Source organism: Streptomyces sp. NPDC086554, assembly GCF_040686095.1.
Taxonomy (GTDB): Bacteria; Actinomycetota; Actinomycetes; order Streptomycetales; family Streptomycetaceae; genus Streptomyces.
On the sequence record NZ_JBFBJK010000003.1, the window covers coordinates 126884 to 147399 of the forward strand.

Consider the following 20516-nt stretch of genomic DNA (forward strand, 5'->3'; position numbering starts at 1 on the left):
GCCCGCCGTAGGATGCCGTGGAAAGCGCGGCCAACAGCTGGATCGGGAGCGGTAGACCAACGTGAGCAGCGAGAACTCAGCGGACGACGCGCAGTACGTGTGGGACGTCGTCGTGGTGGGAGCAGGGCCCGCGGGGGCGTCGGCGGCCTACGCGGCGGCGGTCGCGGGACGCAGCGTCCTCGTCCTGGAGAAGGCCGAACTGCCCCGCTACAAAACGTGTGGCGGCGGCATCATCGGCCCGTCGCGCGACGCGCTCCCGCCCGGTTTCGAACTGCCCTTCAGAGACCGGGTGCACGCGGTGACGTTCTCCCTCGACGGCAAGTTCGCCCGCACCCGCCGCTCGAAGAAGATGCTCTTCGGGCTCATCAACCGCCCCGAGTTCGACCAGCAACTGGTCGAGCACGCGCAGAAGGCGGGCGCCGAACTGTGCACGGGCGTCACCGTCGCGCGCGTGGAGCAGCACGGCTCCGCGGTGCCCGACCGGCGCACCGTCGCGGTCGTCCTGCAGAGCGGTGAGACGGTCCTCTCGCGCGCGGTCGTCGGCGCCGACGGCAGCGCCAGCCGCATAGGAGCGCATGTCGGCGTGAAGCTCGACCAGGTGGACCTCGGTCTGGAGGCCGAGATCCCGGTGCCGCCGAGCGTCGCCGAGGACTGGGCGGGCCGGGTGCTCATCGACTGGGGCCCCATGCCCGGCAGTTACGGATGGGTGTTCCCCAAGGGGGACACGCTCACCGTCGGCGTGATCTCCGCGCGCGGTGAAGGCGCCGCCACCAAGCGGTATTTGGAGGACTTCATCGCCCGCCTCGGCCTCGCCGGCTTCGAGCCGAGCATCTCCTCGGGCCATCTGACGCGCTGCCGCAGCGACGACTCGCCGCTCTCGCGCGGCCGGGTCGTGGTGTGCGGTGACGCGGCGGGGCTCCTGGAGCCGTGGACCCGCGAGGGCATCTCCTTCGCCCTGCGCTCGGGCCGTCTCGCGGGGGAGTGGGCGGTGCGGATCGGCGAGGCGCACGACGCGGTCGACGCCCGCCGCCAGGCCCTGAACTACGCCTTCGCCGTCAAGGCGGGACTCGGTGTGGAGATGAGCGTCGGGCGGCGCATGCTGACCGCTTTCGAGCGCCGCCCCGGCGTGCTGCACGCGGCGATCACCGGCTTCCGGCCCGCGTGGAACGCGTTCGCGAGGATCACCCGCGGCTCGACGACACTCGGCGAGCTGGTGCGGAACCATCCGCTGGCGGGGCGGGCGCTCTCCGCGATCGACCGGTAGCCGGGGCTGTCCAGAACTCCCGGACTCGGGGCCCGGCCGCCTGTGGGTGGCCGGGCCTCAGTGCGTGACGGTGATCCGGAAGACGGGGTGGTCGACCGCGGCCTCCTCGATCTCCGCGTCCGTCGACTTGGCGGTGACGCCCTTGAAGTACTGGTTGACCTCCCAGCCCCACTTCTCCAGATAGCCGCGGAGCACCGGCAGCTTCTCGGCGTCGGGGATCTCCACGGCGGTGAACGTACGGACCTTGCGCCCGACCCGCAGCTCCCCGCCGCCCGCCGCCCGCATATTGCGCACCCACTGCGAGTGCCCGCGGGCCGAGACCAGGTACTGCCCGCCTTCGTACGTGAACGGGTTGACCGGTACGCGCTGCATCTGGCCGCTCTTGCGGCCGCGTACGGAGAGCTCGGCGGAGCCCGCCAGGCTGATGCCGCGCCGCGCCAGCCACCCGATCACGCCGTTGAGCCGGACGTTGAGGGGGCTGCCCTTGAGGTAGTAGGGGGAGGGAGAGGGCGAAGACATGGCGACCACCTACGCTGGAAGCGATTCCGAGAGCACTGCTCTCGCTTTAGAGCAGTGTGCACGAGATCGGTGATCCAAAGCAAGAGCAGTGCTCTCGAAAGTGTGAGGTGCTCTCGTTTCAGCGCACTGCTCCGAGAACGTGGCACACTGCCTGCATGAGTAGTGCCACGAGCGGAGCCAGGGCCCGCGCCCGAGTCGAAGTCACCGCGGCCATCAAGGACGAGGCGCGCAGACAGCTGGCGGCCGATGGTGCGGCCAAGCTGTCGCTGCGGGCCGTGGCCCGCGAGCTCGGCATGGTGTCCTCCGCGCTCTACCGCTACTTCCCCAGCCGCGACGAGCTCCTGACCGCGCTCATCATCGATGCCTACGACTCCCTCGGCGCGGCCGCCGAGGCCGCGCACGCCGAGGTGGCCTCATCCGTGCCCGTGCGGCGGTGGACGGTGACGTGCGAGGCGGTGCGGGCCTGGGCACTCGCCCATCCGCACGAGTACGCCCTCATCTACGGCTCGCCCGTGCCGGGCTACAGCGCGCCCCGGTCCACCGTCGAAGCGGCCTCGCGCGTGGGTCTTCTGCTGATCGGGATCGTGCGCGACGCGCACCGGGAGCGTGGTGTCGCGGTGCGGAAGCTGCCCGCGGGGCTGCGCTCCGAGGCCGAGCGGATGGCTGCGGATCTGGCCCCCGATCTGCCGCCGGCGGTGATCGCGGCGATGGTCGCGGCGTGGGCGCAGCTCTTCGGGCTCGTGGGCTTCGAGGTGTTCGGGCAGTTCAACCGCGTCGTCGAGGAACGCTCGGAGTTCTTCTCGTATGCGGCTAAGCAACTCGCCCATGGCGTGGGGTTGTTGGAGCAGGAGTAGGCGCACAGCCTCAGGCGGCGGAGGTCGAGGGGGACGTCGAGGCCGGTGTGTGCGGCGCCAGCAGGGCCGGGTCCTGGCGCAGCATCCGTTCATGCAGTGACCGCAGCGCGGGCCCCGGGTCCGCGCCCATCGCCTCCGCGATCCGGTGCCGCGCGGCCTCGTAGGCGAGCAACGCGTCCGATGAACGGCCGCTGCGGTACAGGGCGTTCATCAGGAGTTCGACCGGACGTTCGCGCAGCGGGTGGGCCGCCACGAGCCGGACGAGTTCGTGGACGTACTCGAAGGAACGGCCGAGCTCGATCTCCCCGGCGATCCTGGCCTCCAGGACGGTGAGCCGCTTCTCGCGCCAGCGCAGCCGTTCCGCCGCCAGATACGGTGCGCCGAGCCCCTCGGCGAACTCGCCGCGCCACAACGCCTCGGCCCGGTCGATGAGTTCACCCGCGTGCCGCAGCTGCCCTGCGTCCCGCGCGGCGAGCGCCGCGTCGATCGCCTGCCGACGCTCCCGCAGGTCGTCGATCACGGCACCGGAGAGCCGGTAGCCGCTGCCGGTCCAGGCCAGCGCGGGCACCGCCCCACCGGCGGCCCCGGTCCCGGCCCCGGTCCCGGTCCCGGTCCCGGTCCCGGCCTCGGTCCCGGCCTCGGTCCTGGCCTTGGCCCCGGTCCCGGTCCCGGCCTTGGCCCCGGCCTCGGTCCCGGCCCCGCCCGCGAAGGCCCGCCGCAGCCCCGACACGTACTTCTGCACCAAGTTCCGTACGTGGACGGGCGGTTCGTCGCCCCACACCGCGTCGACCAGGCCCTCGTACGAGATCGGGCGCCCCTCCTGGAGCAGCAGCACCGCGAGCACCGCCCGCTGCTTGGGCGGCCCCAGCGGCACCTCTTCGCCGCCGCGCAACGCCCGTAGCGGACCCAGAAGTTCGAAGCGCATCCCGTCACAAGGCATCGGCCGAGCGTAACCCGGCGCCGGCGTTCCAGTGGATCTTCCAGTGAGCCTTCCAGCGGTGACCGCGACCGTGGCGGCACCGGATCCCGCACGGGGATCCCGGGAGAGAGGCAGACAGCGATGCTCACCCGGCTCGGCCGATGCGTGGTGCGGCACAGCCGCGCCGTACTGATCGGCGTGCTCCTGGCCTTCCTCGGCCTCGGCGCCTATGGGGCGGGCGCCCAGGCCGACCTCGACTTGGCGCGCTGGGACTCGCCGGGTACGGAATCCGTGCGCGCGGGGGACATCCTGCGCGAGGAGTACGGCACCGGGAACCCCAACCTCGCCCTGCTCGTCACGGCCCGCGACGCGGACGTCGACTCGCCGCGCACGACCGCCGCGGCCCGTCGACTTGCCGCCGAGGTGCGGGGCATCCCCGGTGTCACGGACGTCAGCTCCTACTGGACCGGAAGCAGCCCGGCCCTGCGCGCCGCCGACGGCGACCGCGCCCTGATCCTCGCCCGCCTGGAGGGAAGCGCCACCGACGCGCGCGAGCGGCTCGCCGCCATCTCTCCCCAACTCGCCCGCACCTCATCTGAGTTGACCGTCGACGTAGGCGGCCAGGAGGAGATCTCACGACAAGTCGGCGAGCAGGCCCGCACCGACTTCCTGCGCGCCGAGATCCTCGCCCTGCCCGCCGTGGTGCTCCTGCTGATCCTCGTCTACCGGCGCACGGTCGCCGCGCTGCTCACCGTCGGCGTCGGCCTGCTGTCCATCGTGGGCACGCTCGCGGGACTGCGGGCGATCGCGCAGCTCACCGAGGTGTCGACGTTCGCGGCCAACCTCGCGCTCGTCCTAGGCCTGGGGCTCGGCATCGACTACAGCCTCTTCGTCATCAACCGCTACCGCGAGGAGCGGCACGCGGGCCACGCCCAGGATGACGCGGTGGTCCGGGCGACCTCCGCCGCCGGGCGCACCGTGATCTTCAGCGGGGTCACGGTGGCGGTCTCGCTCAGCGCGCTGCTTGTCTTCCCGTTCTTCTTCCTCAGCTCGTTCGCGTACGCGGGTGTCCTCGTCGTGGTCACCGCGGTGGCCGGAGCGCTGCTCCTGCTGCCCGCCGCCCTCGCCCGCTGGGGGCATCGCGTGGAGCGCCCGCAGGTCGCGGCGAGTGGCATCTGGCAGCGGATCGCGCGCGCCGCCATGCGCCGCCCCCTCGCCGCCGGGGGTGCCGTCATCGGCGTACTGCTCCTTGCCGCTTCACCACTCCTCGGCCTGCGCTTCGGGCTTCCGGACGAGCGGACCCTGCCGTCGGGCACCTCGTCCCGCACGACGTCCGAGACCATCCACAAGGAGTTCCCCGCCGAGCCGACGGACACTGTTCAGATCGTGCTCCGCGAGGCGGCCGATGCGCGGGACACGCAGGCGTACGCCGCCGAACTCTCCCGGATCCAGGGCGTGTTCCAGGTCGACGCGCCCACCGGCCGCTACCAGGACGGCCACCACACAGGACCGTCGGGCATCCCGTCCCGCGACGGCGGCGCACGCCTGGCCGTCGTCCCGGCCCAGGCGGCGATGTACGGCGACGTGCCCGCCTTCGTCGAGCGGATCCGCGACACCCGGGCCCCCGCTCCCGCCCTGGTCGGCGGCTACCCGGCGGAGACCACCGACTTCCGCGCGACCCTCCTTGACCGGCTGCCGTACGCCGTCGGCCTGATCCTCCTGGCCACCTTCGGCGTCCTCTTCCTGATGACCGGCAGCCTTCTCCTGCCGGCCAAGGCGACCGTGCTCAATCTGCTCAGCCTGTCGGTGATGTTCGGCTGCCTGGTGTGGGTGTTCCAGGAGGGCCATCTGTCGGGGCTGCTCGGCTTCACGCCCACCGGGTCGATCGAGCCGAGCATCCCGGTGCTGATGTTCTGCGTCGCCTACGGCCTGTCGATGGACTACGAGGTGTTCATGCTGGCCCGCATCAAGGAGGAGTACGAGCGGGTCGGCGACACCGAGCCGGCGGTCGCCGCCGGGATCCGGCGCAGCGCGCCGCTGATCACCGCGGCGGCCGGAATCCTCGCGCTCTCCTTCCTGGCGTACGCGACCGGAGGTGTCGTCTTCCTCAAGGAGCTCGGCGTGGGCACGGCCCTGACGATCCTCGTGGACGCCACGCTCATCCGCGTCGTGCTGCTGCCGGTCGCCATGCGCCTGGCGGGCCGCGCCAACTGGTGGGCGCCGGGACCCCTGCGCAGACTGCACCGGCGCTTCGGCCTGCGGGAAGAGGCGCCCGCCCCCGAGATACTCCAGCGGGAGTACGCGTGATCGCCACGCACGGCTGACGCCCCGCGGCCACCGTGCGGTCTAGCGTGGCCGACATGGACGAGCAGCGCGAACACAGGCGCGGCGGTCCGCCCCTGCCTTGGGGCGGACCGCCGATGTGGCGGCATGGCCCGCCCTGGTGGAACCACTGGGACGAGGCGGCGGAGGGCGGCAGGCTGCCGTGGCTGACGACGCTGGTGCTCACCGTGTTCGTGCAGGTCGGTTCGCGGTTCGCCGCGGAGGGCCAACTCGACCGGGAGGACCTGGACATCCCGGCCCGGCTGATCCTGCTGGCCGGGACCGCATCGCTCCTGCTGCGCCACCGCCACCCCGTCCCCGTGGCCTACTTCACGGCCGCGACCGCGCTGCTCTATCTGGGGGCCGGATACGCGTACGGCCCGGTCCTGGTCACGGTGGCGGTCGGCTGCTTCGCGGCGGTGGTCTCGGGGCACCGGCGGGCGGCATGGGGGGCCGTCGGCATGCTGTGGGCCGGGCATCTGGTGGTCGCGCACTGGCTCTACCGGTGGCTGCCCCCGGACGACGACAACGCGCGGACCTGGGGGGAGGAGACCGTCGTCGCCGTCTGGGTCGTCGCGATCATCGCGGTGTCCGAGCTGGCCCGCGTACGCCGTGAGCAGTGGATGAAGGAGCGCGCCGAGCGGGCGCAGGCCGCCAAGAGGCGGGCCGACGAGGAGCGCCTGCGCATGGCGCGCGAACTGCACGACGTCCTCGCGCACAGCATCTCCGTCATCAACGTCCAGGCGGGCGTCGGGCTCGCCCTGCTCGACTCCGACCCCGAGCAGGCGCGCACCGCGCTGACCACCATCAAGGCCGCCAGCAAGGAGGCGCTGGGGGAGGTGCGTCAGGTCCTCGACACCTTGCGTGCGCCCGGTGACGCGCCGCGAGCCCCGGCGCCCGGCCTCGACCGGCTGCCCGAGCTGGTGCAGCAGGCCGCGAGTACGGGCCTCACCGTCGACGTCGACAGCCAGGGGTCGGCGGTGAAGCTGCCGCCCGGCGCGGATCTGGCCGCCTTCCGGATCGTCCAGGAGGCCCTGACGAACGTCGTACGGCACTCCGGATCGCGGCACGCGCGCGTACTTGTGCGCTACGAGAAGGCGGCGCTCACCCTGCGCGTGGACGACGACGGGCCCGCCACCGGCGCCGACGCGGGCGGCAGCGGCAACGGTCTTGCCGGGATGCGGGAGCGTGCCGCCGCCCTGGGTGGCACGATCGAGGCGGGCCCGCGCCCCGACGGAGGCTTCCGGGTCACCGCGGTACTGCCCACCCGCACAGCACCTCAGGAGGACGAGTGATCCGCGTACTGCTCGCCGACGACCAGTCCCTTGTCCGAGCCGGTTTCAAGGCACTGCTCGACGCCCAGCGGGACATCGAGGTCGCCGGGGAGGCGGCGGACGGCGAGGAAGCGGTCCGCATGGTGCGCGAACTGCGCCCCGACGTCGTCCTGATGGACATCCGCATGCCCCTGCTCGACGGGCTCGCCGCGACCCGCAGGATCACCGACGAGCCGGACCTGGACGGCGTCAAGGTGGTCATGCTGACCACCTTCGAGCTCGACGAGTACGTCTTCGAGGCGATCCGCTCGGGAGCCTCGGGCTTCCTGGTCAAGGACACCGAGCCCGAGGAACTGCTGCGCGCCGTACGCGCGGTGGTCGACGGCGACGCGCTGCTCTCGCCGGGCGTGACGCGCCGCCTCATCGCCGAGTTCGCGGCCCGCTCCAAGGAGCCCGCGGCCGCCGAGCCGCTCGGCGAACTCACCGAGCGGGAGCGGGAGGTGATGGCGCTGGTCGGCATCGGCCTCTCGAACGAGGAGATCGCGCGCCGCCTGGTGGTCAGCCCGCTCACCGCCAAGACCCATGTGAGCCGCACGATGGTGAAGCTCGGCGCCCGTGACCGCGCCCAACTGGTGGTCCTGGCCTACGAGTCGGGCTTGGTGCGGCCCGGCTGGCTGGGTTGATCGGCCTTGGGCTGATCCACCTTGGGCCGATCCACCTTGGGCCGACCCGCCCGCCGGTACCGCACGAGGATCGTCACCACGGACGCCACGAAGACCGTGGCCGCGACGATCGCGCCGACGCGGTTGAGGGTGTGTTCCGAGGGTGACGTCACACCGAAGAAGTGGACCGGCGCCGTCACCGCGATGAAGACGGCGCCCGCGAGGCTCGTGGCGACGAACAGCGCGAAGCCGGTTTCGACGGTGGCCGCGTCCCGCTCGGCCTGTGTCCTTCGCCCCATGCCCCGAGTGTCCGGGGTGCGCCTCCGGCGGGCAAGGAACTGCCCGCCGGAGACCGGGAGTTGATGTTCACGACGGTGAGTCGAGGTCAGTCGCGGACGGCCACCGGCTCCCGCTCGTCCTCCTGGGACGCCTCCTGGGACGGCGACTTGGCGACGACGACCGAATCCTGCGTACGTCGTGTCCGCAGCCCGGTGAGGGTGACCAGGAGTCCGGCGACCGCGATCGCGGTGACGACGATCAGGCCGGGCCGGTAACTGTCGAGCACGGCCTGCGGCGAGGAACCCGCCCCGTCACCTGCCGCGGTGATCACGGCGGTCACGACGGCGAGGAAGATCGCGCCGCCCACCTGGATCGAGGTGTTCAGGAGCCCCGACACCATGCCCTGCTCGTCGTCGTCCACGCCGTTGGTGGCCTGGATGTTGAGCGAGGGGAAGACCAGGGCGCAGGCGAAGCCGAGCAGGATCATCGAGGGCAGCACCATCGACGCGTACGACGGGGTCAGACTGACCCGCAGGAACAGCACGTACGAGGCGACGAGCAGCGCGAAGCCCGCCACGATGACCCGCGGGGTGCCGAACCGGTCGATGACCGAGCCGACCTTCGTCGAGGAGAGCGCGACGAGCGCGCCGGCCGGCAGGAAGGCAAGCGCCGTTTCCAGGGCCGACCAGCCGAGCAGCGACTGGAAGTACTGCGTGGCGAGGAACTGGAAGGAGACATACCCGCCGAAGAACGTCATCGCGCCGATCTGCGCCCGGAGTTGAGGCCCCGAGCGCAGCACACCGAGGCGGATCAGCGGGCTCGGGGTGCGCAGTTCGATGCGTACGAAGACGGCGAGCAGCACTGCGGCGACGAGGAACGACAGGAGCGTGCGGGCCGACGCCCAGCCGGCTTCCGGGGCCTCGACCACGGTGAAGACGAGCAGCAGCATGGTCGCCGTGCCGGTGACGGCGCCCGGCACGTCGTATCCGCCGGTGTTCTTCTCGCGGGCGCTGCGCGGGATCAGCTTGAGACCGGCGATCAGCGCGATGACGGCGATGGGCGCGGGCAGCAGCATCGTCAGGCGCCAGCTGGCCTCGGTGAGCAGACCGGAGAGGACCAGGCCCATGGAGAAGCCGGTGGCGGCGCACGTGGTGTAGATGGTGAGCGCGCGGTTGCGGACGGGGCCCTCGGCGAAGGTCGTCGTGATGATGGAGAGTCCGGCGGGCGCGGTGAACGCGGCGCTCAGCCCCTTGATGAAGCGGCTCGCGATAAGCAGCGGGCCCGAGTCGACGAAGCCGCCGAGCAGCGAGGCGAGCGCGAAGACGGCGAGCGCGATCAGGAAGACCCGGCGCCGTCCGAGCAGGTCGGCGGCGCGGCCACCGAGGAGAAGGAGGCCTCCGTAGCCGAGGATGTAGCCGCTGACGACCCACTGCAGGGTCGATGTGGAGAGGTTCAGTTCGGAGCCGATGGAGGGCAGGGCGACGCCGACCATCGATACGTCGAGTGCGTCGAGGAACATCGCGGCGCAGAGCACGAGGAGAGTGCCCCACAGGCGCGGGGACCAGCGCTCCGGGGACGCGGAGTCGGCTGTGAGCGGAGAAGTCATGCGCAGCACAGTACATGCACATGCATTGACTGCAAGTGCATTTAATTCCGATGCAACAATGGGGGCTTTTTCTGCTACCGTGCGATGTCATGGCGGCGAAAACGGCCGAGCAGGCGCTCGTGGACCAATGGCGCGACATCCTCGCGGTGCACGCACGTACTCTGTGCGAACTCGATCGCGCCCTGCATGAGCACGGCCTCGGGGCGAGCGACTTCGAAGTCCTCGACGTGCTGTCCGAGGGCGCGGCCGAGGACGGCACCGACGCCTACCGCGTCCAGGAGATCGCCGGCCGGGTGCATCTGAGCCAGAGCGCACTGTCCCGCCTCGTCGGCCGCCTGGAGAAGGACGGCCTGGTGGAGCGCGGGATGTGCAGCGAGGACCGGCGCGGGGTGCGGGTGTGCCTCACGGAGAAGGGGCGCGCGCTGCACACGCAGGTGCGGCCGCTGCAGCGCGAGGTCCTTGGCAGGATGCTGACGGAGCCCAGCGCCAAGTAGCCCTCCCTCCGCGGGGCTCTATACGCCGGACGTCTCGCGCCACAGTGTGGCGAGCGCGGGGTCACCGCCGATGTGCGGGAAGGGCGCGCGGTTCCAGAGCGCTAGGTAGAGCCGAGAGGCGGTCCCGGACAGCTCGCAGTCGACGTCGTCTGTGTCACCGGCGCCGCCTCGCTCGGTGACGGGCGGCTCCTCGGAGAGTCGTACGGTCCACGCGGCGTCCGTATCCCCGTCGGTGGCCCGTACGCGCAACAGGCGGGGCTTCTCGACCCGCACCCTGCTGCGTGAGCGGGCGTGAAACCCGCGGAGCAACTCATCGATCCCGTCCACGGCGAACTCCGTACCGATCGGCGACGGCGCGCCCCCGCGCGCTGACTCGGCGTCCACGCGGTGAATCGTCGTCTCGTTCGCCTGTCGCCGCGCCCAGAACGCGAGCGGTGAGGGCGCGGGCAGAAACGCCCAGCACTGTACGTCGGGCGACGCGGCCCTGAGCGTGCCGACCAGGTCGGCATGCGCCTGCCGGTACCAGTCGACCAGGGCGGGGCCGTCAAGCTCGGGCGGTTCACCCATCGGCCGGGGCGATCCGAACTCCTCGGCGACGAACGCCGCGGCCCAGCGGTGCACGACGCCTGTGTGCCGCAACAGATCACGCACCTGCCAGCCGGGGCAGGTGGCCACCTCGGCGTCCGTTCCTGCCGTGTCGGCGGCGCGGGCCAGCAACTTGCCCTCGGCGTCCAGAACTTGAAGGTGCTGGGAGATCTCCATGGGGGCATTGTGCCGGATGGAGTGCGCTCGACAGTGCTGCAACTGACGGTAGTTGTGTCCCTCGGGGCGGTGCGGGCGAGTCCGCCGTGGGCGCCGGGGCCGAGCGCGGCGAGGAGCACTGCGGCAAGGACGACGGCCAGGAGGCAGAGCAGGGCGCGCCAGGGCTGGTATCCGTAGCGCTCTCCGCGAGGGTGCCGCTGATGGTGACGACCCTGACCCTCCGCCCACAGGACGACGGCCGCGCGGGTGTTGCCATTCGGTGACATGGGGGACAGTGCTGTGACACGGGAGAGGGCAACGCACTTGGGGGGTAGCGGGTCGTATGGGGCAAAGGCGGCTCGGGCCGCCTCTGCCCCAATGGGCAGGCCGACCAAGTGATCCGGGGGAACCCATGAGGACGAACGTACGCATGAACAAGGGACTGATCGCCGCGGCCGCGGCGCTGGCCGGGCCAAGGAGTTCGCGGGCCTCCTGCGCGGGAAGCTCGAAGGGTGCGCGAAGAAGGTGATGCAGGAGGACCCCGGGACCACCGCGAAGCAGAAGTACTACGGAAAAGTGAACGCCGAGGACGGAGCCCACGTCTACGGCGTCCACACCGTGACGTCTTGGGGGGCCTCCGACATCAACCTGTTCTCGGTGGGCCGCGACGGCGCGACGGTGACGCTCGTGACCTGGGGCCGGATGGGCGGCTTCGCGAACGCCCAGGTGACCGACTTCAAGACCACGACCGCCACGGCCGTCAACAAGCTCTACTGATCGCCTCCACCGGCCGTAAGGAGAGACGCAGGCGCTCCGTCATAGGGTGCTGGCACTCCACCCGGCAGCGTTGCCGGGCTTTCGGAACGGGAAGGCCATATGACCATGGATACAAAGGCGTACATCGAGGATGTCTACGGCCAGATCTGCCGGCGCAGCGCGGGGGAGGGGGAGTTCCATCAGGCGGTGGACGAGGTGTTGCGCTCCCTCGCGCCGGTGCTCGAGCGGCATCCCGAGTACGTGGACGCGGGGATCGTGGAGAGGATGTGCGAGCCGGAGCGGCAGGTGATGTTCCGGGTGCCGTGGGTCGACGACCAGGGCGTTGTGCGCGTCAATCGCGGCTTCCGGGTGGAGTTCAACAGTGCGCTCGGGCCCTACAAGGGCGGCCTGCGGTTTCATCCGAGCGTCAATCTCGGCATCGTCAAGTTCCTGGGGTTCGAGCAGATCTTCAAGAACGCGCTGACCGGGATGGCGATCGGCGGCGGCAAGGGCGGAGCCGATTTCGATCCCAAGGGCCGCTCGGACGGCGAGGTGATGCGGTTCTGTCAGGCCTTCATGACCGAGCTGTACCGGCACCTGGGCGAGCACACCGACGTGCCCGCCGGGGACATAGGCGTCGGGGCCCGTGAGATCGGCTATCTCTTCGGCCAGTACAAGCGGATCACCAACCGATACGACGCAGGAGTCCTGACCGGCAAGCCGGTGGCCTGGGGTGGTTCGCACGCCCGTACCGAAGCCACCGGTTACGGCGCCGTCTACTTCGCCCAGGAGATGCTCGCCACCCGCGGCCAGAGCTTCGACGGACGCCGGGTCGTGGTCTCGGGCTCCGGCAATGTCGCCGTCTACGCCATCGAGAAGGTGCATGCCCTGGGCGGCCGCGTGATCGCCTGCTCCGACTCCTCCGGCTACCTCGTCGATGAGGAGGGCATCGACCTGGACCTGCTCAAGGACATCAAGGAGGTCCGCCGCGAACGCATCTCCGCGTACGCCGACGCGAAGCCGACCGCACGCTTCTCCGCCCGCGGCACGGTGTACGACGTCCCCTGCGATCTCGCGCTGCCGTGCGCGACCCAGAACGAACTGCGGCGCGAAGACGCCGCCGCTCTGGTCAAGAACGGTGTGCTCGCCGTCGCCGAGGGGGCCAACATGCCCTGTACGCCCGAGGCCGTCGAGGTGTTCCGGGAGGGCGGGGTGCTCTTCGGTCCCGGCAAGGCCGCCAACGCGGGCGGAGTGGCAACCTCCGCCCTGGAGATGCAGCAGAACGCCGCCCGCGACACCTGGAGCTTCCAGCAGACCGAGTCCCGTCTCGCCGCGATCATGCGGGACGTCCACATTCAGTGCCGCGAGACCGCCGAGACGTACGGCGCCGCCGCGGACGACTACGTCCTCGGCGCCAACATCACCGGCTTCCTCCGAGTTGCGGATGCGATGACCGCGCAGGGAGTGGTCTGAGGTCAGCATCCGGTCCTGGCCGCCATCGGCCAGGACCGGATGCTGTGCCGGCTTGGGTTGTCCTGGATCCTGGGGACGAGTCCGACATCGACGTCCCGGGAACTGCATCGAGGAGACCCATTGGGCGCGCCGCCGTACGAGAAGCCTTCTCCCCGGACTACGCGCCAGATCCTTCTCGGCTATGTGCGGCCCCACCGCCCCGCCTTGGCCGTCGGCGGCCTGCTGGGCCTGGTCGCCGGGGCCACGGGCCTGGTCCTGCCGTTGGCGGCGAAGCGTCTGCTGGACAACCTCGCGCAGGACCGGGCCGTGGCCGGTGCCCTGCTGGCCATGACCGCGCTGGTCGTGGCCAACGCGGCTGTCGGGGCGCTGGGCAGCTATGTGCTCACGCGCACCGCGGAGTCCGTGGTCCTGACGGCCCGTAAGAAACTGGTATCCCACCTGCTGCGCCTGCGGGTGCCGGCGGTGGACCGCATGGAACCGGGCGACCTGATGGCCCGGGTCACCGCGGACACCACCCTGCTGCGCCAGGTCACCACCGAATCGCTGGTCGGTGGTGTCACCGGCGCCCTCACCCTGGCGGCGACCCTGGTGATGATGGGGCTGCTGGACGCCGTGCTGCTCGGAGTCACTCTGGCCGTGTTCGTCATCGCCGGTGCGGTGATCGGTCTGGTGGTGCCGCGGATCAACCGGGCCAGCCACCGGGCCCAGGAGTCCGTCGGCCTCATGGGCGCCGCGCTGGAGCGCGCGCTCGGGGCGCTGCGCACCGTCAAGGCGTCGGGGGCCGAAGACCGCGAGGAGGAGCGCATCCACCAAGCTGCCGCCCAGGCGTGGCGAGCCAGCGTGCGGGCCGCGAAATGGACGGCGCTCGCCGGAAACACCGCCGGGCTCGCCGCACAGACGGCCTTCCTGACGGTGCTGGGTGTCGGCGGCGCCCGAGTCGCTTCCGGAAGCGTCGCCGTGGGTACGCTCGTCGCGTTCTTGTTGTACGTGTACTACCTGATCCCGCCGGTCAATCAGCTGGTGGGGGCGGTCGCCGACTACCAGGTCGGAGCCGCCGCGGTCGCCCGCATCCAGGAGGCCCACCAGCTGCCGGCCGAGTCCGGCGACCCCGTCGCCGACCCGCCACGGCCCGGCACACCACCAGCCGCAGTCGTCTTCGAGCAGGTGCGCTTCCGCTACCGCCCGGAACTGTCCGACGTGCACCACGGCGTCAGCTTCACCATCCCCCCGCGCGGCATGACCGCCTTCGTCGGCCCCTCCGGCGCGGGCAAGACCACCGTGTTCTCCCTCATCGAAAGGTTCTACGAGGCCGACTCCGGCCGCATCCTCCTGGATGGCAAGGACGTCAAGAACTGGCCGATCGCGCAACTGCGCGCCGCGATCGGCTACGTGGAACAGGACGCGCCCGTGCTGTCCGGCACCCTGCGCGAGAACCTCCTCATCGGTGCGCCGCACGCCGATGAACAGCATCTTCGCCAAGCGCTGCGCACCACACGCCTGGACACCATGGTCGCCGCGTTTCCCGAAGGCCTGGACACCCGAGTCGGCCACCGCGGCACCCGGCTGTCGGGAGGCGAACGCCAGCGCGTGGCCATCGCCCGTGCGCTGTTGCGCCGCCCCCGGCTGCTGTTGCTGGACGAGGCCACCTCGCAACTCGACGCGGTCAACGAGGCGGCGCTGCGCGAGACCGTGGCCGAGGCGGCACACGCCACCACGGTCCTCGTGGTGGCGCACAGACTGTCCACCGTGACCATGGCCGACCGCATCGTGGTGATGGACACCGGCCGCGTCAGGGCTGTGGGCACGCACGCCGAACTCCTCGTCGCCGACCCGCTGTACGGGGAGCTGGCCGCCACCCAGTTTCTGGCCACCGACTGAGCGCCGCAAGAGGAGATGTGTGCCTCCAGGTGTTTGCGCAGGGCCGGATACGGCCTTCCGCGCGCTGTGCCGGGGCGGGACGGTGGAGGCCGCACACCCCCACTTGCGACGAGCAAGGAGATGGCCATGGAACATGACACGGGCAAGGAATCGATCACAAAGCGGCCCTATGTGGAGCCTGAGGTCGAGGAGCTGGGCACGGTCGAGGAGCTGACGGCCATGGGTGGCCTGCTCGTACACGACAACCCGGCCCACCGCGTGCTGCTGTGAGTCCATTTCCCTCCCCGGGCAGGCATGCCCGGGGAGGGAGCCGTAGCGACGGACAGCGCTTCGCGCGTACGGAGGGGAGCGTCCGGTGACGGGCACGGGGTCTGTTCTGGTCGGGGACTACACGGGTTGCTGCGGGCAGGTTCATTTCGGTGATCCCGACTCCCGCATCACCTATGTGGCCGCCCCCTTCGGACAACGCCCGGCACCTCCCGAGACGGGCCGCCTCGCCGTGCAGTGGCATGCACCGGACGCTCCTCGGGTTCCGGCCCCTGCGGACCGGGAGCGGCTGCTGCTGTCCGGACCTGTCATGGGGCCGGTGACGCCTGACCGGGCACGGCAGATAGCCTCCGCCCTCAAAAATGCCCGCTACGCCGAACTGGCGCGGCTGCCCGGAGACTTGGCCGGCTGTCTGGTGACCGAGCACAGAGTCTTTCTCTTCCGGAGCGCCACCAGCCGGGAAGGTCTCCTCCATCGCAGGGACGGCGCACTGCTGCGGTGGTCGACCGATCCCACCGATCTGCTCGACGGCCCGGAGGAGTTCGACCACGAGGCGATCTGGCGCTCGTGCCGCGGCGACGAGGTGTTCATCTATGACAACCTCACGCCGGTCCTGCCCGGACAGGTGGTGGTCGTCGACCGCGACCGCGCAACCGTCGTGGAGTACGACCCCGTCGTTCCGCTGGAACTGCCCCGGCACACCACGATGCCGGAATACGCCGAGATCGCCTACGACTTGATTCTGCAGGCGGTGCGCCCGTACACCGGCCGCGGCCGGATCGGCATCCTGCTCAGCGGCGGTCTTGACTCCGGGGCGGTGCTCACGGCCCTGGTGGACTCCGGAGCCGACGTGGTCGCCTACCACCAGGCCACCGATGACCCTCTCGCCGATGAGTCGGGCTACGCACGGGAGATCTGTGACCACCTGGGCGTACCCTTCGTGCCGGTCATGATGGACCACGACGAGGGCTATCTCTCCGAGAAATGGGAGCTCCCGCATCCCTACAACAACATCGCCTTCCGGTGGCAGGAGCAGATCGCCGACCGCATCGAGCGCGACGGAATCACCTTCCTGACCTGGGGTCGCGATGGTGACATGGTCTTCGGCCCGACGCGCTACGGGCTCTACGAGGTACTGCACGGCGATCTCCGCCTGCGAGAGAAGGCGGCGCTGTGCCGGGGGCTGCTGTGCTCACGCTTCGAGTCCTCCCGCATCCTCCGAAGCGCCAGTGCGTCCTCATCCGTTCTGGGCGATCTGGTGCCGACCGGGGACAACGCGCGAGCCACCGATTTCCTCACCCCGCTTCCCGGCGTGCCCGACGACCGGTTCAACGACGCGTACTCGGCCCGGGACCACTGCGTGGACCTCAGCGTCTGGCGACCGCGGGGAATCCAACTGTGCAGTCCCTTGGGCGACAAGGGCATTCGCCGCCTCGCGGCCCGCATGCCGGACGCCTACCGGCTCCTGCCCTACCAGGGGAGGCTGATCACCAAGCCGGTGCTCCGGCTGCTCCTGTCCACCCGGCTCCCGGAGAGGATCTGGCGCCGCTACGGACGGCTGTGGCTGGATTCGCCGCACAAGAACTATGTCCTCAACCACGGCCAGGTACTGGCAGACCTGATCGGGCGCCCGGACGCGCACCTCATTCGGATGGGCATCGTGGATCCGCGGCAGCTCGCCCGTGTGCTGGCCGAGCCGGCGAGCCTGCGCCGCAATGCCGAACAGCTGATCTGCGCCGCCATGACCGAGCTGTTCCTGCGCGGCGACGCACGGCGGGCCTCCGTTACCCAGAAGGGTGTTCGCGATGCCTCTCGTACGGCTGGCTGAGCACGCCGTCTTCGACGACACCGACGGCGCGGGGGTCATTCTCGACACCCGCCGGGGTGTCTACCTGACTCTGAACTCGACGGCCACCCTCATGCTGCGGGCGGCCCTGCACGGCGACACCGTGGACGATGTGGTCGGCCGCCTCCGCGAGCAGATCGACGCCACGGACCAGACCCTCCAATCCGGTCTTGCCAAGCTCACCGGCCAGCTCCGCGACCGTGCGTTGCTGGCCGCCACGCAAGAGGGCCCGCGATGAGCAGAGCCGCCACCACACCGGACGGGGAGTTCTTCCTGTCCGACCTCGACCCGGCCACCACCCCGCCACGCATCCCTCTCCCGCTCCGCGCGTACGCCGTGGGGCGCACCTTCCGCGCGCTGTGGATCTACCGTCGGCACGGCTGGTCAGTGGCGCACCTGTATCTGCGGCGTCTGCGCCCCGGCCCCGGATCGGCGGCACTGGCCGCCCTCCCGGCCGGCACCGCGCTCCGGCTTGCCCGCCGGGAGGTCTTCGCCTCCCAACTGGTCCATCGCACGGTGCTCCCTGACGGTCTCTGCCTGCCGCGCTCCCTCGCGCTGGCCACGTATCTGTCAGCTCTCGGACTGCCCGCTCAAGTGACCATCGCCCGCCTGCGCACAGTGGCCATGCCGAAGAACAGCTTCCACTCCTGGACCGAGCTGTACGGCACCGTGCTCAACGACAATCCCGACGTCCAACTCGGCTACACCGTTCTGCAGCGCGTCGCCGCGTCCGAGGCACCCGCGGCGCCCCGTGCGCGGTCCCGTCCATGACCAAGGAGGGCCCGTGACCGAGGCGAATACCCACATGCGGTGGTTCGAGGACCACGCGGACCATTACGAGGAGTTGGCTATGTACGCGGCCGACTTCGGGCAGCGACTGATCGACTTCGTGGATCCGGCACCGGCGACCCGGCTCCTTGACGTGGGAGCCGGGCGCGGCGCGGCCGCCAGGGCCGCCGTGGCCCGCGGCTGCGTCGTCACCGCGATCGATGTGACACCCGCAATGGTGCGTCGGCTCGCCGCGGACGTACCGGAGATCATCGTCCGGCAGATGGACGTGACACGACTCGATTTTTCCCGCGGCACCTTCGACACGGTTGTCGCTGCCGACGTGCTGGAGATTCTTGAGGACCCCGCGGCAGCGGTGGCCGAAATACGCCGGGTCCTGGCACCGGGCGGGACGGTCGCCTTGTCGGTAAACGGAGCCCGCGCCCGGTGGGAGTGGCTCACCCTGCTGGCCCAGGAGTTCTGGCCCGCCCCAGGCCCTGCCCCCGTCGTAGACGCCGCGACCCCCGCGGACCCGGCCGCCCTGCTGGCCGAGGCCGGATTCATTGAGCTGACGCAACGACAAGTCGCGGCAGCCGTACAGGTGCCCAGCCCATCGGCGCTCTGGGAGCTGCTGGAGTCCCAGATGTCCATGGCCATGGCCGTGGACGAGTCATTGTCGGCCCGACGCGCCGCCGAGTTCCGTCGCCGCTTCTGGGCCGGCGCCGAACACATGCACGCGCACGGCGGCATCATCCTCGACCACAACGCGACACTTCACCGCGCGATCACCCCGGCATGAGCCGGGCAGCATCCGTCACCAGGTCGCCGCCAGCCAGGATGAGGAACAACTCGGCTGCGGCTTGGTCTCGCAAGCGTTCGGCCTGCTGTCTTTGGCGGCGATGGTCAGGTCCAGGCGGAGCACGATCACACGTGCCGAGGGCAACATTGCGGAGGCTGAAGTGGTCCGATGACCTCATGAACTCCCGGTCTCCGGACCGGTGATCGACCCGCGCCCCACCCCCGACGGACGGCATATCGCGTACGTGGTCCAGGACGCGTCCGGTGTTTCGGGCACGGCCGAAAGGCATGGAGATCGCCTTCGGGCGAGCTCTAGCGTGTTCATTTCATCCGGGAGTGCCGCCGCGGCGGCATACGGGGCAGGCCAGCGGGCAGGCTGTTCCGCTCAGCGACAAGAAGATCGAGGAGATCAGGGAGGCGAACGAGCGGTACGGCCCGCTCTCGAAGAGCCAGGTGTTCCGGATCGCCGGGGTCCCCGAGCCCAAGGAATCCATCTCAACGCCGCGGACGGCCCCAGGCGCGGCGAGCACAGCGGAAGAGGGCACGGCCACAAGTCACGGGGAGTGCTCCGTGGTGGAGCTGTGGGGAAACTCGGACGGCAGGTGGGAGTGGGACAACTGGTACAAGCCCTCGGCCGGCCCCGCGGAATTCGGCTTCCTTGAGGTCGACACCGACGGCCTGTGGAGTATCGGGTCCCCGGTTGAGGAATTCGACGGGCCGCACCAGGCCAAAGCGGGATCAACTATTTACGTCGGGCCTGAGGCCGGTAGTCCCCTTTCGGCTCCCCGAAACGGCCTCAAGGACACAACTTTCGCCGTCGAGCGCCTGTAGGCGCCGATCTGGTGCAGCGGGTGTGGAACTTGGCAGACGGCAGTTCCCTGATGTCGCCCGAGTGCCGGTACGCGCGCGTGATGGAGCTGACAGGTGGCCGCCTCCGCCAGCGGCGTTCCCGGGACCGGGTGCGTCGCGTGCCGCCGGCGGATCGAACTGGGCGAGCCTCGAGCCCGCGTCGCGGGACAGCGCTACCCGTACGGCCGACCCGCCGCCCGGGGCCGCAGAGCCGTTGGACCGGGCAATGAACCAACGCCCCTACGAGCACGACTGTCCGTCAACTGCTGGCGCCGGGCTCCCCCTCGCCCAGCGAGCCGTCAACTACGCCAAGGGCAGCTCGGCACGCCCTACGTCTGGGGTGGTGACGGCCCCTGCGGCGTGATCGGGGACGTACGACTGGAGGTCCCGTGGCGGCCGTTGGTATCCCGTGTTCGGGGGCCGGGGCGGAAGGCTTAGCTCCGGTGGTGGCACATCGTGGTACGGGACGGTCGACAGTAGATGGGCGATCATGTTCAGGCGTGCGCTGTTCCTGCGCCGCGTCGCTGACCGAGAACCAGTACTTGCGCAGCAGTAGGCCGTCCTCCACCAAGAGGCGTTCGAAGATCGGGCACTGGTGGAGGAAGCGCTGGTGCTCGGCCTTGGAGCAGAAGCCCATGACGTGCTCGACGCCCGCGCGGTTGTACCAACTCCGGTCGAAGAGGACGATCTCCCCCGCCGTGGGGAGGTGTTCCGTGTAGCGCTGGAAGTACCACTGGCTGCGTTCGCGCGAGGTGGGCGCGGGCAAGTCACGCACCCGCCTCCGGCCATCGAACGTCCGTGTCGCGAAACGACATTACGGAGGAATCCGGCGCCGAATGGGTCCCGATCGGCCCCTGCCCCGGGCAGCCCGGCGGTGGGAGCGTGACACGAAGCGCACTCGGAGGGCCCACGCCCGCAGTCCGGACCGGGCTGACCGACACGGCGGA

General features: G+C 70.5%; 19 protein-coding genes and 2 pseudogenes. 15 read left to right on the top strand and 6 right to left on the bottom strand.

Annotated elements, in window-relative coordinates; all coding sequences use genetic code 11:
* Positions 1-61 precede the first annotated feature (61 nt).
* Complete coding sequence (locus tag AB0O76_RS05580) at positions 62-1264, top strand: geranylgeranyl reductase family protein (RefSeq protein ID WP_365485800.1); 1203 nt, start codon at positions 62-64, stop codon at positions 1262-1264.
* Between the two features lie 57 nt (positions 1265-1321).
* Here the strand turns inward: AB0O76_RS05580 and AB0O76_RS05585 are convergent, their stop codons facing one another.
* Positions 1322-1783: a nitroreductase family deazaflavin-dependent oxidoreductase gene (locus tag AB0O76_RS05585; protein ID WP_365485802.1), complete on the bottom strand. Its 462-nt coding sequence runs from the start codon at positions 1781-1783 to the stop codon at positions 1322-1324.
* A gap of 155 nt (positions 1784-1938) precedes the next feature.
* Between AB0O76_RS05585 and AB0O76_RS05590 the strand changes: the two genes are divergently transcribed.
* The gene (locus tag AB0O76_RS05590) at positions 1939-2637 is read left to right on the top strand and encodes a TetR/AcrR family transcriptional regulator (protein WP_365485804.1); all 699 of its coding nucleotides are present in this window, start codon (positions 1939-1941) and stop codon (positions 2635-2637) included.
* A 10-nt stretch (positions 2638-2647) separates the two neighbouring features.
* Here the strand turns inward: AB0O76_RS05590 and AB0O76_RS05595 are convergent, their stop codons facing one another.
* Positions 2648-3577, bottom strand: coding sequence for a BTAD domain-containing putative transcriptional regulator (locus AB0O76_RS05595; protein ID WP_365485806.1), 930 nt, complete (start codon positions 3575-3577; stop codon positions 2648-2650).
* Between the two features lie 120 nt (positions 3578-3697).
* Here AB0O76_RS05595 and AB0O76_RS05600 point away from each other — a divergent pair, with 120 nt between their 5' ends.
* Genes AB0O76_RS05600 through AB0O76_RS05610 form a run of 3 tightly spaced genes read left to right on the top strand, consistent with a single transcriptional unit; the run spans position 3698 to position 7835 of the window.
* Positions 3698-5863: an MMPL family transporter gene (locus AB0O76_RS05600; RefSeq protein WP_365485808.1), complete on the top strand. Its 2166-nt coding sequence runs from the start codon at positions 3698-3700 to the stop codon at positions 5861-5863.
* Between the two features lie 53 nt (positions 5864-5916).
* Positions 5917-7173 (top strand): sensor histidine kinase, encoded by a 1257-nt coding sequence (locus AB0O76_RS05605; RefSeq protein WP_365485810.1) that lies wholly within the window; start codon positions 5917-5919, stop codon positions 7171-7173.
* Positions 7170-7835, top strand: a complete 666-nt coding sequence (locus AB0O76_RS05610; RefSeq protein ID WP_365485812.1) for a response regulator transcription factor — start codon at positions 7170-7172, stop codon at positions 7833-7835. The genes AB0O76_RS05605 and AB0O76_RS05610 overlap by 4 nt, the downstream gene beginning before the upstream one ends.
* Here AB0O76_RS05610 and AB0O76_RS05615 read toward each other — a convergent pair.
* Together AB0O76_RS05615 and AB0O76_RS05620 are read right to left on the bottom strand one after the other, a co-directional pair.
* Complete coding sequence (locus AB0O76_RS05615; protein ID WP_365485814.1) at positions 7796-8113, bottom strand: DUF6332 family protein; 318 nt, start codon at positions 8111-8113, stop codon at positions 7796-7798. The genes AB0O76_RS05610 and AB0O76_RS05615 overlap by 40 nt on opposite strands.
* A gap of 86 nt (positions 8114-8199) precedes the next feature.
* On the bottom strand, positions 8200-9699 hold the full coding sequence (locus AB0O76_RS05620; RefSeq protein WP_365485816.1) for an MFS transporter: 1500 nt from the start codon (positions 9697-9699) through the stop codon (positions 8200-8202).
* A gap of 89 nt (positions 9700-9788) precedes the next feature.
* Here AB0O76_RS05620 and AB0O76_RS05625 point away from each other — a divergent pair, with 89 nt between their 5' ends.
* Positions 9789-10193, top strand: coding sequence for a MarR family transcriptional regulator (locus AB0O76_RS05625; RefSeq protein WP_365485818.1), 405 nt, complete (start codon positions 9789-9791; stop codon positions 10191-10193).
* Between the two features lie 18 nt (positions 10194-10211).
* Here AB0O76_RS05625 and AB0O76_RS05630 read toward each other — a convergent pair whose 3' ends face one another.
* Complete coding sequence (locus AB0O76_RS05630; protein WP_365485820.1) at positions 10212-10955, bottom strand: maleylpyruvate isomerase family mycothiol-dependent enzyme; 744 nt, start codon at positions 10953-10955, stop codon at positions 10212-10214.
* 447 nt (positions 10956-11402) lie between these two features.
* Here AB0O76_RS05630 and AB0O76_RS05635 point away from each other — a divergent pair.
* The 9 genes and pseudogenes from AB0O76_RS05635 to AB0O76_RS05675 form a co-directional block, all read left to right on the top strand.
* Positions 11403-11711, top strand: a pseudogene (locus tag AB0O76_RS05635) (hypothetical protein); the annotation flags it as partial.
* A gap of 105 nt (positions 11712-11816) precedes the next feature.
* On the top strand, positions 11817-13163 hold the full coding sequence (gene gdhA, locus AB0O76_RS05640) for an NADP-specific glutamate dehydrogenase (RefSeq protein WP_365486329.1): 1347 nt from the start codon (positions 11817-11819) through the stop codon (positions 13161-13163).
* Positions 13164-13283: 120 nt separating this feature from the next.
* Positions 13284-15041 (top strand): ABC transporter ATP-binding protein, encoded by a 1758-nt coding sequence (locus AB0O76_RS05645; RefSeq protein WP_365485822.1) that lies wholly within the window; start codon positions 13284-13286, stop codon positions 15039-15041.
* Positions 15042-15167: 126 nt separating this feature from the next.
* Complete coding sequence (locus AB0O76_RS05650; protein ID WP_266869467.1) at positions 15168-15311, top strand: hypothetical protein; 144 nt, start codon at positions 15168-15170, stop codon at positions 15309-15311.
* 85 nt (positions 15312-15396) lie between these two features.
* A complete protein-coding gene (locus AB0O76_RS05655) occupies positions 15397-17136 on the top strand; it encodes an asparagine synthase-related protein (RefSeq protein WP_365485824.1) in 1740 nt (579 codons plus the stop codon).
* On the top strand, positions 17114-17392 hold the full coding sequence (locus AB0O76_RS05660; protein ID WP_365485826.1) for a PqqD family protein: 279 nt from the start codon (positions 17114-17116) through the stop codon (positions 17390-17392). Before AB0O76_RS05655 ends, AB0O76_RS05660 begins: the two co-directional genes overlap by 23 nt.
* On the top strand, positions 17389-17925 hold the full coding sequence (locus tag AB0O76_RS05665; protein ID WP_365485828.1) for a lasso peptide biosynthesis protein: 537 nt from the start codon (positions 17389-17391) through the stop codon (positions 17923-17925). The genes AB0O76_RS05660 and AB0O76_RS05665 overlap by 4 nt, the downstream gene beginning before the upstream one ends.
* A gap of 13 nt (positions 17926-17938) precedes the next feature.
* Positions 17939-18721: a class I SAM-dependent methyltransferase gene (locus tag AB0O76_RS05670; RefSeq protein ID WP_365485830.1), complete on the top strand. Its 783-nt coding sequence runs from the start codon at positions 17939-17941 to the stop codon at positions 18719-18721.
* 287 nt (positions 18722-19008) lie between these two features.
* Positions 19009-19551 carry a hypothetical protein gene (locus tag AB0O76_RS05675; RefSeq protein WP_365485832.1) on the top strand — a complete coding sequence of 181 codons (543 nt, stop codon included), beginning with the start codon at positions 19009-19011 and terminating at the stop codon, positions 19549-19551.
* A gap of 321 nt (positions 19552-19872) precedes the next feature.
* Here AB0O76_RS05675 and AB0O76_RS05680 read toward each other — a convergent pair.
* Positions 19873-20335 (bottom strand): annotated as a pseudogene (locus AB0O76_RS05680) (polyphosphate kinase 2); the annotation flags it as partial.
* Positions 20336-20516: the final 181 nt, after the last annotated feature.

Bases quoted from the DNA above. Each gene is read 5' to 3' on its own strand.
- AB0O76_RS05665 (WP_365485828.1), top strand. From the start codon at position 17,389: ATGAGCAGAGCCGCCACCACACCGGACGGGGAGTTCTTCCTGTCCGAC.
- AB0O76_RS05650 (WP_266869467.1), top strand. From the start codon at position 15,168: ATGGAACATGACACGGGCAAGGAATCGATCACAAAGCGGCCCTATGTG.
- AB0O76_RS05625 (WP_365485818.1), top strand. From the start codon at position 9,789: ATGGCGGCGAAAACGGCCGAGCAGGCGCTCGTGGACCAATGGCGCGAC.
- AB0O76_RS05675 (WP_365485832.1), top strand. From the start codon at position 19,009: ATGGAGATCGCCTTCGGGCGAGCTCTAGCGTGTTCATTTCATCCGGGA.
- AB0O76_RS05620 (WP_365485816.1), bottom strand. From the start codon at position 9,699: ATGACTTCTCCGCTCACAGCCGACTCCGCGTCCCCGGAGCGCTGGTCC.
- AB0O76_RS05660 (WP_365485826.1), top strand. From the start codon at position 17,114: ATGCCTCTCGTACGGCTGGCTGAGCACGCCGTCTTCGACGACACCGAC.
- AB0O76_RS05590 (WP_365485804.1), top strand. From the start codon at position 1,939: ATGAGTAGTGCCACGAGCGGAGCCAGGGCCCGCGCCCGAGTCGAAGTC.
- AB0O76_RS05600 (WP_365485808.1), top strand. From the start codon at position 3,698: ATGCTCACCCGGCTCGGCCGATGCGTGGTGCGGCACAGCCGCGCCGTA.
- AB0O76_RS05615 (WP_365485814.1), bottom strand. From the start codon at position 8,113: ATGGGGCGAAGGACACAGGCCGAGCGGGACGCGGCCACCGTCGAAACC.
- gdhA (WP_365486329.1), top strand. From the start codon at position 11,817: ATGGATACAAAGGCGTACATCGAGGATGTCTACGGCCAGATCTGCCGG.
- AB0O76_RS05585 (WP_365485802.1), bottom strand. From the start codon at position 1,783: ATGTCTTCGCCCTCTCCCTCCCCCTACTACCTCAAGGGCAGCCCCCTC.
- AB0O76_RS05595 (WP_365485806.1), bottom strand. From the start codon at position 3,577: ATGCCTTGTGACGGGATGCGCTTCGAACTTCTGGGTCCGCTACGGGCG.
- AB0O76_RS05605 (WP_365485810.1), top strand. From the start codon at position 5,917: ATGGACGAGCAGCGCGAACACAGGCGCGGCGGTCCGCCCCTGCCTTGG.
- AB0O76_RS05630 (WP_365485820.1), bottom strand. From the start codon at position 10,955: ATGGAGATCTCCCAGCACCTTCAAGTTCTGGACGCCGAGGGCAAGTTG.